The following is a 16,360-nucleotide window of genomic DNA, read 5'->3' on the forward strand; positions in this document are numbered from 1 at the left end:
ACTGAAAACTAAGTTAAGATGATATCAGAAAAACCAACTCAGGAGGATTTTGATAATTGGCACAAAGATCCCAATAATTGGTATTTGGGCTTTTTATATTACAATCCAAAAGATAAAAGACTGCTTCCGCCAAAAAGATTAAAAGCATTCGGATGGACCGTTAATTTTGCTAATCCGTATTCTGTTTTGATATTGATAGCAATTCTTGCTTTAATTCCTCTTGCATTATTATTAAAGAATTAATCCACTGTAATATACTGCAATTGCTGTAAATCTCCGTTGTAAATATTTACATCGACTGTACGTTCGATTCCCGGCACAGTAGCTTTTTCTGTAAACTGCCAAAACAGCCAGTCATCCTCAATCCTTTCTCTGTAGAAATTATAATTGGCTATCCAAAACAAATATTCTCCAAATTCATCTTTCAGGAAATCTGAGTAATATCGTTCTCCGGTATAAATAATCGGGCGCACTTTGTAATGATTTTCAACTTTAAGAAGCCAGCGTTTCAGGCCTTTTTTTAAACTATCCAACGATTGATTTTTTGGTAATTTTTCTATGTCCAGAACGGGTGGTAAATCACCCTTTTCTAATTTTACTGTTTTGATAAACAGATCAGCCTGCTCAATAGAATTTTCGTTTGGGCGGTAATAATGATATGCTCCGCGAATCATTTTATTTTCTTTGGCACCAATCCAGTTTCGTTTAAACTGAAAATCTTTTCTGTCCCTGCCTACAGTTGCCCTGATAAACACAAAATCAAGCGGATATTTCTGCTCTAAAGTATCAACATAAGACCAGCTTATTTTGCCCTGATATTCTGATACATCCAGTCCAATAGATTTTCCTTCGTGCTTTGCCAGAACCTGAAAATTACGAACATCAGACAAACGCTTATCTTCGATTTCTTTTTCGGTAAGTTTTTTATCGCTTTTAAAACCTAAATAATATGCCAATCCACGACGGTAATGGTAAACTATCGCCACAAAAAACAAAGCAAAGATTGTTAGTACTATAAAACGCAGCATCTTACCGGCAAAAGAGCGGCCGGAACTTTTTGAAGTTGTTTTACGATAAGTCGTTTTTCTTGCCATCCGATAAAACTACTTTTTCAAAAAAACATTATTTACTACTGATAACAACACATAAAAAATGATAATTACCGGAATTGCGATATATTGAAGCAATACAACCAAAACTAATGAAACCAGCAAAAACACTAGCTGAAGGGCATTATCTTTTAAATTAAACTTTTTAAATTTCAAAGAAAACAACGGAATTTCGGCATTTAAAATATAAGCACTACATAAAGTGATAAGTAGTAAAACCCATTGATTGGTAAGGATTTCTAACATGAGTAAAGAATCCGAAAATTTTATAACCAAAGGCAGACTCAAAATAAAAAGTGAATTGGCAGGTGTTGGCAATCCTATAAACGAATCGGTCTGACGGGTGTCAATATTAAAATTAGCAAGACGGTAACAAGAACCTAAAGTTATAATGAATCCTAAAAACGGGATATAAGCATTTGTTCCTAATTCATGTCCGCTGTTGGCAAACAGGCTATACATGACATAACCGGGAGCAACACCACTGGTTACCATATCGGCCAAAGAATCCAGCTGCAGCCCCAACGGACTTGAAACTTTGAATAATCTGGCAAAAAATCCATCAAAAAAATCAAAAAAGATTCCTAAACAAACCATGTAAAAAGCCAATAAATAGTAGTGAGAATCATCTGTTCTTATTGCTTCTGAAATATAAACAACTGCTATACAGCCACAAAAAAGATTAATTAATGTTATTAAGTTTGGAATGTGCTTTTTGATATTCATGTTTTGAATTTTTGATAATCGTGAACAACAAATTTAACACAATAACCTGTATCTAAAATGTGTTTTTTAAAGAAGTTTTTTTACCGAAATTGTGACTTTCACATTATTTATCAAAAGGAACAAATTAGATGACTAAAATATTATATTTTTGATAAAAATTAAAAATAGACTCAGGTTTACAAAAAAATATCCGTTGAAGAAACTTTTTGTGTTTTTATTATTTTGGAGCTGCGCCGCACAGTATGCACAAACTGTTCGAAAATATTCGAACGAGTTTATGAATATCGGTGTTGATGCTGCTGCATTGGGAATGTCGAGTACTGTGGTTGCTTCGACAAACGATGTAAACGCTGTATATTGGAATCCGGCCGGACTGACCCATCTTGAAGATCATCAAATTTCATTGATGCACGCCAATTATTTTGCAAATATTGCACAGTACGATTATATCGGATACGCAAGTCCTATTGATGAAAGAAGCGCTTGGGGAATTTCTATGATTCGTTTTGGTGTAGATGACATTTTAGACACTACAGAATTAATAGACAGCCAGGGAAATATTGACTACAACAGAATTAGTTTATTTTCGACTGCCGATTATGGTTTTACTTTTTCATACGCCAGAAAGCTGCCTATAGAAGGATTTCAATATGGAATAAATGCAAAAGTTATTCGTCGTGTAATTGGAAAATTTGCCAATTCATGGGGGTTTGGATTTGATTTTGGCCTTCAGTTTGAAAAAAATAACTGGAAATTTGGGCTAATGCTTCGCGATATTACAACAACGTATAATATCTGGAATATCGATGAAGAGGAATATGAAAAAATTGCCAATGCTATTCCTGGCGAAAATACCGAATTGCCTGAAAGCACTGAAATCACTCTACCAAAAGCACAATTGGGAGTTTCAAGATTAATTGAATTTCACAATGATTACAGCTTGCTGGTCGCTACAAACCTAAACATGCGTTTTGAGCAAACCAATGATATCATTTCATCAAAAGTAGTGAGTATTGATCCTGCTGTTGGTTTTGAATTTGGGTATACCGATCTCGTTTTTTTGAGAGCCGGGGCAGGAAACTTTCAAAATGTGACACAATTAGATAATACTGAGAAAATAAATTTTCAGCCCAATATTGGTTTGGGATTTAAATACAAAGGAATTCAGGTAGATTATGCTTTGACAGATTTAGGAAATCAGAGTACAGCCCTGTATTCTAATATTTTTTCTATAAAAGTTGATTTAGGCATCTTCAGATAATTATTAAAACCATTAAACTCAAAATTTTAAATCATGAAAAAAGTCATTTTCAAAATAACGCTTTTTAGTTTATTATTAAGTTTTACGATTGGTTTTAGCCAAAGTCTCCCTTTATCAAAAGACGCAAAAATAAGCGTTCTAACCTGTGGGCTTGGCAATGAATCTTATAGTTTTTTTGGACATACCGCTATTCGCGTCGCTGATCCTGAAAACAATATAGATGTGGTATATAATTATGGAAATTTTGATTTCAGGACACCTAATTTTGTTGCGAAATTTGCCAAAGGTGATTTACAATATTTTGTTGGCGTTGCTTCTTTTTCTGATTTTATAAATGAATATAATTATGACAAAAGAAGTGTTTTTGAGCAGGAATTACTTATTTCAAATGATCTTAAACAAAAGCTTTTTGACAAATTAAACAGTACTTTATCTTCAGAAGACCGTTATTATACTTATAAGTTTATTGATAAAAACTGTACCTCGATGGTGGTTGATATTATCAATGCAACTTTGGGCGAAGATGTAGTTGTAAAAAAAGGAGGTACAGATATAACTTACCGATCCATATTATTCCCTTATTTTGACGGGCATTTTTATGAGAAACTTGGAACCAGCATCATTTTCGGAACAAAAGTTGACCAGTTAGGAACCAAAATATTTTTGCCTTTTGAATTAAAAGAAAGTTTAGACAAAACTACTTTTCAAAACAAGCCTTTGGGGGGCAAAACCAAAACATTTTTAAGCTTTGAAAAAGAAACGCCAATATCCTGGTGGAATAATATATACACCTATCTTTTTATCCTTGCCTTCGTGGTTTTGGCACACAATAAGATAGTGGACAAAATATACCTGTTGATCTTGTCTTTAATGGGTGTGTTTTTTGTTATTATGGGATTTTATTCCCTTCATCATGAGCTGGCGATGAACTACAATATTCTTTTATTTAGTCCCCTTTTGCTTATTTTACTTTTCTTTTCGATTGTAAAAAACAAGAGATGGACTTACCGTTTTTCGGTCCTGCATTTTATTTTTCTGATAGTTTATCTTTTCTTCATGATTAACAAGGCACATCTTTTAATCGTGCTGCCAATGATAATCACCAGCGGTTTTGTCCTGGTAAGGGTTGCGATCCGAAACAAAAAAAGAATTCCGATTATTATCTAAATTACTGTCCGCGATAAAAAACAATTGTGGTAATCGTTTTGAAAGTAATACTCAAATCCAGAAAAATACTTCTGTGTTTGATGTAGTACAGGTCATATTGCAATTTTATCAGACTTTCTTCTATTGATTCTCCATAAGAGTAATTAACTTGCGCCCAGCCTGTAAGCCCTGGTTTTATAACATGCCTTGTTTCGTAAAAAGGCATAATCTGAGCAATTTCATTTACAAAGAATGGTCGCTCAGGTCTGGGACCAATAACAGCCATATCACCTTTTATGACATTAAAAAACTGCGGCAGCTCATCAATTCTTGTCTTACGCATTAATTTACCAAACGGTGTTATACGCCTGTCATTTGACGTTGCAAAAACAACTCCGTTTGCCTCAGAATTTTCAACCATTGTCCTGAATTTGTATATTTTAAATACAACGCCGTTTCTGCCTACTCTTTCTTGTGTATAAAACAATCCTCCTTTGTTTCCGATAAGATTTCCAATAAAAATAAAAGGGATGAAAGCAAAACAGATTATCAAGCCAACAAAAGATAAAACAAGTTCAAGAAAACGAACTAAAAGCAAATATAATTTATTGTTATTGCTTCGGCTAAAGGGGAAGAAACGATAAAAATCCCTTGAGATGTGATGTACCGGAATACGTTGTGTTTTGTTTTCGTAAACATGTGTATATTCTCTGATTACATGACCATTTTCTAATAAATGTAATAGTTTCTGATACAAATCTGTGGTAATCCCATTGGTATTTTGCGATGCAATTACAATCTCTGAAACACTATTTCTTATCACAAAATCTTCTAAATCATTTTTCATTACCTGCTTCACATAATGAAATTCGGAATCTTCTTCTGAAACGGAATCTGAGTTTACAAAACCCACTATTTTGTAATGAGGATCAACACTTTCAAGTCCCAAAACTAATTCTTCGACCTGGCTTTTATCGCAGATTAAAACAACATTCTGAACAAATCTGTGCGAAGCGAGAAAAAACACATATAAATATCTCCAGATTAAAAGCGCAAAAAGCACCGCTAAATAAAATACAATGATGGAAATTCGCTGTTTTGGGAGTTCGGGAGATAAAACGGGAGTCAGCAAATACACAATTACTGTTGTAGTGGCAGTAAAAATAGTGCTCTTAAGAACCTGAAACTGATTACTTGCAATTTGCAAATTGTACATTTCGAAAATTGATCCGAACATGTATATGTAAAACATTAATACAAACTGTCGGTAAAAGTATGGTGCTGAAAATTTAAGATATTGAAAATCCAGGAAAAGACTTAAAACATATAGTGCCGATAACACAAAAACAGCATCAAAAATATGCAATAGGACTTTCCGTTCCGATATTTGGAAATGAATTTTTTTGCTTGAAAACATTTATTTGTTATTTGGGGATAATAAACTTAAAGCAAATGTATCATAAAAAAATAGAATTTAATCTATTGAAGTTTCAGGTTTTTCAGGAATTTTAACTTGTACAAAAAGAAGCGTTAAGGCATATACAAATGCCGGAGCCGCTGTACGCATGGCCGCGTGGTTTATTGTTAAAAGCCAAAACACATAAAAAGACAAAAAATAGAGATGCTGCCTGTTATTGACATACAAAATAAACGGAGTTAAAAAGAGCAACAGAAGTCCGAAGACACCAAATAACCCATGCTCACTCATCATACGTGATATTTCATTATGAGAAGCAACAGTAGCACCAAATGATTCTTTACGAATTTCTTTTCCCATTCCGGCTCCAACGCCTAATATTGGGTTGTCCATAAAAATTTTAAATTCAGAATCGATAATTTCTTCTCTTCCTCCCAAATTGTCTTTTTTTGTTCTCCCGGCAGCATCCTGGTTCGCATAACGTTTCTCTATAAGTCCGCTTGTCTGAAAAGAGCTATAAGTCCAGATTCCTGCAGCCATAAGGGCAGTCATTATAAAAACTAAACTAAATTTGGTTTTGCCTTTTGCGTTTGAGAAATAATACAATAAAAACATCAGGCAGACTATCATAACCACGGCTGTTATAATTCCTCCCCTTGAAAAAGTTACAATTCCTCTATAACTAACAAATAACAATAAAAACCCATTTAAAAAGATTTCTTTTTTTGTTTTTGAGAACAATATAAGCTGTGTGAAGAATACAAAAATTCCTAATCCCAAAATGGTAGAAACCTGATTAGGCCCAAACCCCCCCGAAGTTTCAAAATTAGACTGCGTTCCTGTTACGACTTCTTTTACGCTGGGATTGTACAGAAACAAATAAACTGTAGTTGTTATAATAGGCAATCCCATAGCGACGACAATATTTTGTAAATTCGAAAACAGGATTTTCCGCTTAAAGGTATATATGGCTGAAATCGCTAAGCAGACGGGGCCTGAAAGGTTAAATATCAAGAATTTTTTAACATCTACATCATAATCTGTAGCGGTGGCCGTAACTAATATTCCGGGAATCAGAAGGATAAGAAAGAACCAGTAGATGAATGCGTTTGTAGAAAAATTACTGTAAATCATACCCATGAACATAAAAAATATAACATTGAACTTGATATATTCATTATTAAAGTTTCCGTCTGTCATCCTTAAAAAAACCTCAACTCCAATCATGTAAGCTGCTACAATCAGTACTTCATTATTTTTGTTTTTTGTTTTGTTGACTACATAAAAACCAACTATAGGTAATATAAGAGCTAAAACTTTTGATAAAAAAGGCAGGGCAAAAACTGCCAAAGCAATTATTGCGTGAATTATAATAAGATAAGTATAAGACAATTTGGTATTTTTCATTCCTGTTTTATGAAAGCAATTTTATGAAGCAAAATTACTCAAAGAATTCAACCATGACAGATATTCTTTGATAATTGCTGTTTCGCTATAATTTAATTTGATCCTGTCGTGTAGTGCCAATCCTAAATCGTCTCTATACTTTTTATTTAGAATAAGCTTTTCGATTGCATCGGTTAATTCATTTTTATTATCAGATTCAATAATAATACCTTCATTTTGAGAAGTTATTACTTTAGAAATTTCACCAACATTTGTACTTACAACAGGTAATTTATACAACCCGTATTCTAAGACAGCAAGCGGAAGTCCTTCTGATAGAGAAGTTAATATCGCAATATCAGATTGTTTTAATGCAGATGCCACGTTATCAGTTGTTCCGTAAAAGAAAATGTTTTGCGCGAGTTTTACATCTTTTATCTGAGCTTTAATTGCTTGAGAATAATCATCTTCAAAATCTTTTCCAAACAAATGGAATGTCCAGTCCGGATATTTGTCAATAATTACTTTAGCCGCTTCAATCAATAGTTTATGATTTTTCTGCTGACGTAAATTTGCCACACATGTTATCCTCTTCCCTTCTACTCCATTTAGAATTATTTTTTCATCGGAAATTGAAACTGTGTCTATAAAATTTGGAAAATATATAATATCAGAGCAAAACAAATAAGATTCTGCCCATTTCTGTAAGGCTGTATTTACAGCAATACTTCCTTTAAAGAAAAGAGAACCAAATTTTAGTCCTAAATTTTTTCTGGCTGATAAATCACTCGATATTCCGTAGTGATCGTGCCAGATAATTTTTATTCCCGGTAAAGTCAGTTTTACTAGTATTGCAATAAAAAAAGAAGAACTATGGGCATGAATTATTTCAACTTTATTCTGGGTTAAATATTTTCTTAAACGGAAAACTGCTTTTAAATCAACACTTTTATTTTTTCTCAAAAACAGGTAAGACACTTTTGAATCCATTTGTTTTTTTAGAATCCCTTCTTTTCGGGTTGCAATTAAGCCTGAAAAACTTATTTCGTTTGCTAAAGCATTGGCATAGTTTAATGCCATACGCTCCGCCCCGCCCGGTTCTAATGAATCTATAATTTGTACAATTCTCATTTTACTAACAGATTTTTAATTTCTGTTTCAAAAATATCAGTGGTATATCGTTGCGACCAGCTACTGGCTGTTTCACTTTTGTCTAAATACATATTTTGATTCGAAATAAGATTTTCGATCTGAGCAACATCTTTTTCTAAATTCATTTCGAGTAAAACACCTCTGTTTCCATAATCCAGCATAAAGGGCACACAAGAAACTTTACTGGCAAGCGGTACACATCCCCAAAACATTCCTTCGGCAATAGCTTTTGGCCAGCCTTCGCTTTTAGACGGCAATACTACAAAATGACTTTCCTGATAAGCTTTTTTTATGGTTTCGTGATGGTGATTTCCATTTAAAAAAATAATATTCTCCAGTTGATTTTCTTTTATATATTGTTCTAAAAGGCTTCTTTGAACTCCTTCTCCGTATAAATTCAGGATTGCATTTTTCCCTTTTTCTACTAATTGCTCTACCAATTTTACAGCATATAAAGGATTTTTCCCGACAACAAGACTGCCTACAAAAATGAATTTAATAACTGAATTCAAATCTGTTTTTTGAAAAACTTCTTTTTCTGTTTCTGAGTATGTTGCTGTAAAAAAAGGTTTTATATTTTTTGACTGATTTTCCCATTCTCCATAAACCAGCACCTGCATATTTCGGGTTAGCAAAGTATGGTTCAAAATATACTTTTGCAATCTGTATGTCCAGGGCTGTTTACTTTTTGGATCCCAGTTTCCTGCATATTTTGCCGTTTTTGGTTTCCCCGGAAAAAGAATCTGCACTATACAGCCTATCAAACCTACATTACCAGGGCATCTCAGATGAATATGATCTGCTTGTTTCATTGCCCAAAATATTCTCCAAAAAATTATTGGCAATTTAAATAGTGATATCAGATTATTGCTAAAGCTGGTAAAACTAAAATTAGGTACTTTTCTAAAATCTATTTTTTGATGCTGATATGCAAGATCTATTGCGGTTGGTTTTTTTTTCAATAATGGCCCAACAATAATTACCTCATCTGTGTATTTGAACCAAATATTCATTTCACGAACATATGGAGCATAACCAAAATATTGGTCTGCTTCTTTGAGATGTTCTACATGAGTAATTATTAAAAACTTCATTTATTGGGATTAATCAATCGTTTTGACTATGGATAATATTCTTTGGATATAATTTTTTGGATGCAGATGCTCTTCGCTCCATTTTAAGTTATTAGCCCCCATTTCCAGATATTTTTTTCCGTTGAGTAAATATTCTATTTTCTCCGGCAATTCCTCAAAAGAATTACGGGTAGTTAGTTTCTCATAATTGATATGCTCTTCAAACTTATCGATAACCACATTTATGGGGGTTGTTATGACCGATTTTCCAAACAAAAGATATTCTCCAATTTTCCATCCCGGAGTATCTTTAAGACCATCATCTGCAACACAAATATCATAATTATTTAACATGTTGAAATAACTGTTTTTATCTGAATGTCTTGAATCTAATATTAAATCCGGGGCAAGCTGCTTAGAAAGATCATCTGCAGACAAACCTACCGAAGCATTTTTAAATGTATTTTTTATAATTCGACAGGCATTAATTCTAAAGTCATTTTGATTTCTTCTGCGTTCTTTTTCATCTTCATCCTGGTGATTATCGGGATTCCATAATCTTGTATGAAAAATTATATTTCCTCCATAATCGATTACTTGTTTTGGATATCTTTTTATATCTAAAACAGAATGAGAAGAATTTGTAAATAACGAAAACAAGTCTAGTGCCCTAATGACTTCGGTTCTGTTACTTTTATCAAATAAAAAATCAGATTTTAAGTTCGTAAGCAGCCAATGGCTTTTGTAGCTCATTGGAACATTAAAATTTAACGGATAAATATTTGCTTTTTTATCCTCGGGCAGCAGTGATCTTTTAAAATAATAATCAAACTTTTCGGGAGTATCTATACATTTAGTGTCATCAGAATAATCAAAAAAAGCTGTTTTATTGTCTATATGCAAAACCGCACCATTAAATTTTATGGCACTGTTTCGAACAATATCAACACTCCTTTTTTCTTTTTTACAAAAATAAAAATAAGAATAAAGCAGTTGATTGAGGTGATGTGTCCATGATGACAATTCTAATTTCACAATTATAGTTTTTTAATTAAGTAAATTATCAGGAGAAACGGGTTTGCTAAAAAGCAGGCTCCACCAGCCAATAGTTCTCCCGAGAGCTTCTGTAAAAGCTGCTTTTTTATTCTTATCTGTAAGTACGTTACTGAAGCGAATTGTTGTCAGTAAAATAGTTATTGCATTCCATTTTAAACGGTCGCTTAATTTAGGTTTTGGATTTTTAACGTGCCACACATACCAGCCATTGCGCACTACCATTTTTCCGTATTTATATTGATTTGGCCTGCCTGATTCGGCATGAAAATGCGCGAGTTTGGCTTTGGTATTCAAATATAATTTTCCTGTTTTGGCAAGTCTTAATGTAAAATCTGCATCTTCATACAAGCCATATCCTTCAAAATAAGTTGAAAATGAAAATTTTTCAAAAACTGATTTTCTAAAAGATGAAACGCCTCCCATTAATTGTTCTGCCTCATATATTTTGCCCGAAGGCGGCAAAAAACCCACACTTCTTCCATGTGAGTATAAAGGAGAAAATCCAGGAGGACAATCACTATCCAGTTTAAGTTTTTTTCTTAATACAAAACGGCTTCCATCGCTGCGTTTCCAGCCGTCAAAATAAAATTCATTTATTTTAGGCAGATAATTTTCAGGAACTTTTTCCCATTTGACTTCATTTGAAATATAACCCCCGACTCCCAAAGCTTCAGGAAATATTTGATAAGTTTCAAGAAGATTTTCAAAATAATCACTTTCTAAAACTGTATCATCATCCAAAAAACAAACAATTTCACTCTGTTCGCTTACTTTTTTAATTCCAAAATTTCGTTGTTTGGTAAGGCCGCGATCCTGATCGTCTACGAGAAAATATTTTAAGTTATCAAAAGTATTTTCCTCTAAAACAATTTTGGTTTTATCATCTACAGAACCGTCCACAATTAAGATTTCATCCGGATATACACTTTGTGCCCGAACAGATTGCAACAAGAGTAACAAAGGCCCGGGACGCATATAGGTACAAATAATTAGAGAAAATTTCATGATTTGCTATTTATGTCTGATTCCTAATTTATTGAGTTTGTTTGCGTAAAAAAGTGATTTTTTGAATTGTAAATTTTTATACGGGATTCTAAAAAAGCGATATAACAATCCTTTTTTGGAACCTTTAAAAAGATACAGAAAAAAATGTTTGTACTTATATTCAATTACTTGTTGTGGCGTAAAATGTTTAACAATTCCGTACATTATGGTAGGACTTGGCACAGGACGTATGGATTTAACCGGAGTATCTAATTCCCACGGCTGCGTTTTTCTTTTTTTACCTAAAATTTTTGCCTGATTGCCCCAAAATCGATATCCGCCAACGGGAGGTTTTAAATGCAAATTGGCAGAAAATGGATTAAAAATAACAATTTGTCCCAATTTGATTAAGGACATTCCAAAATCACTGTCTTCGCCGTAACCGCCATCAAAATTAATATCATTACCAACTAAGGCTCTCACATATTCTGTTTTTACACATGAATTTGCATTGCTAAAACCGGCACTTGCTCCAACTTTCCATCTTGCTGCTCCTAACTTTTTCAGTTTAACTTCTAAGTCTGTCAGATCTTGTTGCTGATTATCGGCTCTGATATCTAATCCGTTGCAGGCATTTACTTTATATGTTTGCAATATTCGGATGTGGTTTTCTATAAAATCTGATTTTATACGTATGTCATCATCTCCAAAAACAATATAATCGCCTGTACATAATTCTATCGCTTCATTTCGCGCCCTGCAGCTTCCTTTTGTTTCCTGCCATTTTATGACTAATTCAAAAGGATATTTTTTTTCCAGATATAATTTTTCATCTCTCAGGTTTTCGGGAGTTGCGTCTACAATAACAACCTGAGAAACAGGGTAGGTTTGAGAAGCTAAATCTTCCAGCAGCTGCAATGTAAAATCCTGTCGCATCATTGTCGGGATAATATAACTTACAGTTGGTTTTCCCTCAATATTTAATAATTTTCGTGGTTGAAGAACTGGTTTATTTCCTGTTTGCTTAAAGTTTTTCTTAGCGTAGAAAAAGGCGTTCCACTCTTTCCATTTCCAGAATCCTTTTCGGTATAACATAAAAATGGAATGGTCAATTTTGAAATTTTTTCTAAAAAAAACATATCTGTCTTTTACAGAAATGGTTATTTCGTCCCTGAGATTTGTTTCAAAAAGGCCTTTTACATATAATGGAATCGCAGCTGAATTTCGTACTGCATTATACCCAAAATCGAGCGCCTGAAGCTGAATATTCTCATATTGCGTATCAAAACCGTTTAATGTTTGCCAAACCGATTTACGAACTGCAAAACAATTTGGATTTACTCTCCAGCTTATACATTCATCTAAATTATCAAAATCATTTATGTACCAAAAAAAAGTTGCCGCCTGATATACGATATCGGGAAATGCATTTTTATAGCCTTGTTCAAAAGAGCTATGCCATATATCGCCGGCGCCTGCCGCCAGGATTTCTAATTTATTCAAATCAGGCTGACCATTATAAAGAATAATTTCTCCAGTTGTCGTTACAAATTCTTTAAGTTCCATTAAATCCGGATTTGTTATTTTATTACTGATTTATAAAATTCGATATTTTGTTGGGACAACACTTTAATATCAAAAAAATCTTTTACTTTTTTTCTTGCTGCTAATCCTGTTTTCAGGCATAACTCTCTATTTTCAAGAAAACTGCAGATCCTTTTTGAGAAGGTATCATGATTCATCGGATGAACCAAAAAGCCATTTTTGCCTTCGTCTATCATTTCACTTGCCCAACCGATATTTGAAGCCACAATTGGTTTTTCCATCGCCATTGCTTCTAACCAGGAAACCGGAAAAGCCTCTGCAAAAGAAGGAAAGACACAAACAGTTGCTTTTTGAATTTTCTCTTTTATTTCGGTATAAGGAACGCTTTGAATATATTCTACATTCTTTATTGCTGCATCTGAGAAGAGATCTTGCATCATCTGCCATGTTGAGGAATTTCCTGAGATTATATCCGGAACATCTTTTCCTACCAAAATTAACTTCGCGTCTGGATTCTTTTCAATCACTTTATTAAAAATTAAAGGCAATTCTAAAAGTCCTTTTTTACGAATCAGGCTTCCAAAATACAAGATGCTTTTCTCTGAAAATACTTCCTGATCATTTCCTTTAAACAAATCACTATCAATCAGATTTGGAATAATGGTGAATTTTTTATTTAAACCAAAAACTTCATTTGTCTTGTCTGCTGTAAACCGACTTACCGAAAGTAAACTGTCTGCTTTTTGCAAAGCTCTTTTTTCGTGAAATTTATTCAGCCATTTTACTTTACGATTATCTAAATGGCAAAAATAAGTATCTGAGCCATGTAAGCGTATCACAACCGGACAATTAACAGGTTTTATAAATGAGGTTATCCCCGTCCAGTCCGGAGCTTCGACCAGATCAATTTCCTGATTAATATATAATTGGTTGATTATTTTTTCAATCTTTTTTCGGGTCAGGAACCATGACAACCCTTTGAATTTTATATTCTTTATTTGTTGAATAACAATTCCGTTATCTTCAAATAAAGCGTCTTCTTTCTGACCGTATACAAGAACACGAACAGAGATTCCGTGATCTAATAGTGCGATTGCAAGGTTCTTTATACTTGTTCCCAAACCACCTGAATTTCCTGTTTTAGAGTGTGGGTATTCTGGTGTCAAAAAGGCTATTTTCATAGATTTATTTCTTAAAAAAGTCTTTTAAAATTCTGGCTGTAAACATTTTTGCCCCGGCATCTGTCATGTGTCCGCAGGAAGAAAAATATTTGTTTTCTATCACTACATTTTCATAATTATGAATTTCAGGATATGCTTTTTTTACTTTGTCAAAATAATTCATTCCCACAACATTTTCACACATTGGTGTCATAACCGGAATAAAGTTGATATTGTTGGCTTTACAAATGCTTTTTATCTCTTCGTAATATTTATTGTGTTTCAAAGGCTTTAGGTTGACAATATTATTTTTCATATTGCCATTTTTGTGTTTTGATAACGGATAATATCCAAGATTGTCCAGTGAATTTGTTTTTTCTCCGGTCGCTATTTTATAAACCTCTCTAAATCCTATTTTAGAATCGTATTTTATATATCGGTAAAATGGAACATAATACAACTCATTAAAATTTTTCTGAGTTTTAAAATGCTCTTTAATAACTTCTGAATTATGAATATACGGCAAAAATTTTGCTGAAACCCCGTCAGATTCATGATCGTTGGAGAGACTTAAATCTGCTTCAAGAATTATATTTTTAATTTCATATTTTCTTTCGATCATTAACTTCAGCATTAGTGAAGCTTCAAACAAGTGACCGCCGCTCATTCCGTAGTTAAATGTCTTCAACCCTTTATCTTCAAACATTTGCGATACAAAATGATTGTTTGCTCTTGAAGATCCCAGTATTACAACATCATATTTCTTTGATTTCGAATTAAAAACAGTTTCTATCTTGCCCCTGTTTTTAGATTGAAGAAAAACGAATGTATATAATCCGTCTAAGATAGCCGCAATCAGGATAGTTGTGATTAGAATTTTGGCTGTATAAATTAAAAATCTCTTCATTAGAATTGGAAATATATAAATTCTTTATAATCAGAAAACGTTCCAAAAGCCATAATTGCAGCAATAGCCAAGGCTATTTTCAACATGCTTCTTTTTCCGGACAGCGGTTCGATTTTTTTACGATTATTCCATTCAACCAAAATAAATAATCCAATTATAAGCAATAACTCATAGTTATAACGTTCATTATCCAGATATTGAAATTTGAATTCTCTGTCTGTAACCATACGTTTTAAATATAAAACTGCGTCGGTAATTGTTCTTGCCCTAAAGAAAACCCATGCAATACAGGTAAGGATAAACGTGTATAAAATACTGGTTATAACTTTGACAGAATCAAAATTAAACTTCAGCCGAATCTCATCCATATTGTTCCTGTTGCTATTTGATAAAAGCAAAGGCAGAAAATAAACCGCATTTATAAATCCCCAGACAACATAAGTCCAGTTGGCTCCGTGCCAAAAGCCACTGACTACAAAAATGATAAAGGTATTTCTGATTTTTAGCCAGATTCCGCCTTTGCTGCCGCCTAAAGGAATGTATAAGTAATCGCGAAACCACGACGATAGCGAAATGTGCCAGCGGCGCCAGAATTCGGCAATATCTCTTGAAAAATAAGGATAATTGAAATTTCGCAATAAATCTAATCCGAACAATTTTGAAACTCCCAATGCAATATCTGAATATCCCGAAAAGTCTCCATAAATCTGAAAAGCAAAATATACAGCTCCCAAAATCAACGAAAATGAGTTCATTGAAGTGTAGTTATCAAAAATTGCATTGGCGTATGTAGCACACGTATCGGCAATCACTACTTTTTTGACCAATCCCCAAACGATTTGATAAATTCCTTCTTTGGCTTTTTGTAAATCAAATTCTCTTTTTACTTTTATTTCGGGCAATAAATGTGTTGCTCTCTCAATTGGTCCTGCTACCAAAAGCGGAAAATAACTCACAAATAAAGAGTAATCAATAAAATTGTATTCGGCTTTTATTCGTTTATAATAAATATCAATTACATAAGATAATCCGTGGAAAGTGTAGAATGAAATCCCCACAGGAAGAATTACTTCCAGTAAAATCGGACTGGCTTTTATTCCGGCTGAATTTAATAAATCGGAGAAAGAGTCCGCAAAAAAGTTATAGTATTTAAAAATTCCCAGGAAACCTAAATTCACAATAATGCTTAACCAAAACCAAAATTTCCTGATTTTTTCTGATTTTCCTTTTTCAATTTGAATTCCTGTATAATAATCCAAAAACGTAGAGAAAACCAGTAAGAACAGAAATCTCCAATCCCAACAGGAATAAAAATAATAGCTGGCGACAATTAATAAAGCATTTTGAGTGCTTTTTGTTTTATTGAAGACAAACCAATATAAAAAGAAAACGATTGGTAAAAAAATAGCAAATGCTAAGGAATTAAAAAACATCTAGG

The 16,360-nt window shown here is 33.2% G+C and carries 15 protein-coding genes; 3 read left to right on the top strand and 12 right to left on the bottom strand.

Annotated elements, in window-relative coordinates:
• The first annotated feature begins 18 nt into the window (after positions 1 to 18).
• Positions 19 to 243 (top strand): DUF5808 domain-containing protein, encoded by a 225-nt coding sequence (locus JOD96_RS12560; RefSeq protein ID WP_209564615.1) that lies wholly within the window; start codon positions 19 to 21, stop codon positions 241 to 243.
• Here the strand turns inward: JOD96_RS12560 and JOD96_RS12565 are convergent.
• Entirely contained in the window at positions 240 to 1,094 is an 855-nt protein-coding gene (locus JOD96_RS12565; RefSeq protein ID WP_209564616.1) for a glycoside hydrolase family 25 protein, read from the bottom strand. The genes JOD96_RS12560 and JOD96_RS12565 overlap by 4 nt on opposite strands.
• A gap of 9 nt (positions 1,095 to 1,103) precedes the next feature.
• Positions 1,104 to 1,835 carry a CDP-alcohol phosphatidyltransferase family protein gene (locus tag JOD96_RS12570; protein WP_209564617.1) on the bottom strand — a complete coding sequence of 244 codons (732 nt, stop codon included), beginning with the start codon at positions 1,833 to 1,835 and terminating at the stop codon, positions 1,104 to 1,106.
• Between the two features lie 277 nt (positions 1,836 to 2,112).
• Here JOD96_RS12570 and JOD96_RS12575 point away from each other — a divergent pair, with 277 nt between their 5' ends.
• Both JOD96_RS12575 and JOD96_RS12580 read left to right on the top strand, forming a co-directional pair.
• Positions 2,113 to 3,096: a PorV/PorQ family protein gene (locus JOD96_RS12575; protein ID WP_209564789.1), complete on the top strand. Its 984-nt coding sequence runs from the start codon at positions 2,113 to 2,115 to the stop codon at positions 3,094 to 3,096.
• Between the two features lie 33 nt (positions 3,097 to 3,129).
• Positions 3,130 to 4,263: a DUF4105 domain-containing protein gene (locus JOD96_RS12580; protein WP_209564618.1), complete on the top strand. Its 1,134-nt coding sequence runs from the start codon at positions 3,130 to 3,132 to the stop codon at positions 4,261 to 4,263.
• A 1-nt stretch (position 4,264) separates the two neighbouring features.
• Here JOD96_RS12580 and JOD96_RS12585 read toward each other — a convergent pair whose 3' ends face one another.
• Genes JOD96_RS12585 through JOD96_RS12630 form a run of 10 tightly spaced genes read right to left on the bottom strand, consistent with a single transcriptional unit; the run spans position 4,265 to position 16,355 of the window.
• On the bottom strand, positions 4,265 to 5,659 hold the full coding sequence (locus JOD96_RS12585) for a sugar transferase (protein ID WP_209564619.1): 1,395 nt from the start codon (positions 5,657 to 5,659) through the stop codon (positions 4,265 to 4,267).
• A gap of 57 nt (positions 5,660 to 5,716) precedes the next feature.
• A complete protein-coding gene (locus tag JOD96_RS12590; protein WP_209564620.1) occupies positions 5,717 to 7,066 on the bottom strand; it encodes an O-antigen ligase family protein in 1,350 nt (449 codons plus the stop codon).
• 21 nt (positions 7,067 to 7,087) lie between these two features.
• Positions 7,088 to 8,176, bottom strand: a complete 1,089-nt coding sequence (locus JOD96_RS12595) for a glycosyltransferase (RefSeq protein ID WP_209564621.1) — start codon at positions 8,174 to 8,176, stop codon at positions 7,088 to 7,090.
• Positions 8,173 to 9,291, bottom strand: a complete 1,119-nt coding sequence (locus JOD96_RS12600; protein WP_209564622.1) for a glycosyltransferase family 4 protein — start codon at positions 9,289 to 9,291, stop codon at positions 8,173 to 8,175. Before JOD96_RS12600 ends, JOD96_RS12595 begins: the two co-directional genes overlap by 4 nt.
• 9 nt (positions 9,292 to 9,300) lie before the next feature.
• Positions 9,301 to 10,305, bottom strand: coding sequence for a glycosyltransferase (locus JOD96_RS12605; RefSeq protein WP_209564623.1), 1,005 nt, complete (start codon positions 10,303 to 10,305; stop codon positions 9,301 to 9,303).
• Positions 10,306 to 10,317: 12 nt separating this feature from the next.
• Positions 10,318 to 11,331, bottom strand: coding sequence for a glycosyltransferase family 2 protein (locus JOD96_RS12610; protein WP_209564624.1), 1,014 nt, complete (start codon positions 11,329 to 11,331; stop codon positions 10,318 to 10,320).
• Positions 11,332 to 11,337: 6 nt separating this feature from the next.
• On the bottom strand, positions 11,338 to 12,876 hold the full coding sequence (locus JOD96_RS12615) for a glycosyltransferase family 2 protein (protein WP_209564625.1): 1,539 nt from the start codon (positions 12,874 to 12,876) through the stop codon (positions 11,338 to 11,340).
• A gap of 14 nt (positions 12,877 to 12,890) precedes the next feature.
• On the bottom strand, positions 12,891 to 14,036 hold the full coding sequence (locus tag JOD96_RS12620; RefSeq protein WP_209564626.1) for a glycosyltransferase family 4 protein: 1,146 nt from the start codon (positions 14,034 to 14,036) through the stop codon (positions 12,891 to 12,893).
• Between the two features lie 4 nt (positions 14,037 to 14,040).
• On the bottom strand, positions 14,041 to 14,922 hold the full coding sequence (locus JOD96_RS12625) for a hypothetical protein (protein ID WP_209564627.1): 882 nt from the start codon (positions 14,920 to 14,922) through the stop codon (positions 14,041 to 14,043).
• Positions 14,922 to 16,355 (bottom strand): MBOAT family O-acyltransferase, encoded by a 1,434-nt coding sequence (locus JOD96_RS12630; RefSeq protein ID WP_209564628.1) that lies wholly within the window; start codon positions 16,353 to 16,355, stop codon positions 14,922 to 14,924. Before JOD96_RS12630 ends, JOD96_RS12625 begins: the two co-directional genes overlap by 1 nt.
• Positions 16,356 to 16,360: the final 5 nt, after the last annotated feature.

This window comes from Flavobacterium sp. 1355, from assembly GCF_017833415.1.
In the GTDB taxonomy this organism is placed as follows: domain Bacteria; phylum Bacteroidota; class Bacteroidia; order Flavobacteriales; family Flavobacteriaceae; genus Flavobacterium.

Bases quoted from the DNA above. Each gene is read 5' to 3' on its own strand.
- JOD96_RS12595 (WP_209564621.1), bottom strand. From the start codon at position 8,176: ATGAGAATTGTACAAATTATAGATTCATTAGAACCGGGCGGGGCGGAG.
- JOD96_RS12560 (WP_209564615.1), top strand. From the start codon at position 19: ATGATATCAGAAAAACCAACTCAGGAGGATTTTGATAATTGGCACAAA.
- JOD96_RS12585 (WP_209564619.1), bottom strand. From the start codon at position 5,659: ATGTTTTCAAGCAAAAAAATTCATTTCCAAATATCGGAACGGAAAGTC.
- JOD96_RS12630 (WP_209564628.1), bottom strand. From the start codon at position 16,355: ATGTTTTTTAATTCCTTAGCATTTGCTATTTTTTTACCAATCGTTTTC.
- JOD96_RS12590 (WP_209564620.1), bottom strand. From the start codon at position 7,066: ATGAAAAATACCAAATTGTCTTATACTTATCTTATTATAATTCACGCA.
- JOD96_RS12615 (WP_209564625.1), bottom strand. From the start codon at position 12,876: ATGGAACTTAAAGAATTTGTAACGACAACTGGAGAAATTATTCTTTAT.
- JOD96_RS12600 (WP_209564622.1), bottom strand. From the start codon at position 9,291: ATGAAGTTTTTAATAATTACTCATGTAGAACATCTCAAAGAAGCAGAC.
- JOD96_RS12575 (WP_209564789.1), top strand. From the start codon at position 2,113: ATGAATATCGGTGTTGATGCTGCTGCATTGGGAATGTCGAGTACTGTG.
- JOD96_RS12565 (WP_209564616.1), bottom strand. From the start codon at position 1,094: ATGGCAAGAAAAACGACTTATCGTAAAACAACTTCAAAAAGTTCCGGC.
- JOD96_RS12610 (WP_209564624.1), bottom strand. From the start codon at position 11,331: ATGAAATTTTCTCTAATTATTTGTACCTATATGCGTCCCGGGCCTTTG.
- JOD96_RS12570 (WP_209564617.1), bottom strand. From the start codon at position 1,835: ATGAATATCAAAAAGCACATTCCAAACTTAATAACATTAATTAATCTT.
- JOD96_RS12580 (WP_209564618.1), top strand. From the start codon at position 3,130: ATGAAAAAAGTCATTTTCAAAATAACGCTTTTTAGTTTATTATTAAGT.
- JOD96_RS12620 (WP_209564626.1), bottom strand. From the start codon at position 14,036: ATGAAAATAGCCTTTTTGACACCAGAATACCCACACTCTAAAACAGGA.
- JOD96_RS12625 (WP_209564627.1), bottom strand. From the start codon at position 14,922: ATGAAGAGATTTTTAATTTATACAGCCAAAATTCTAATCACAACTATC.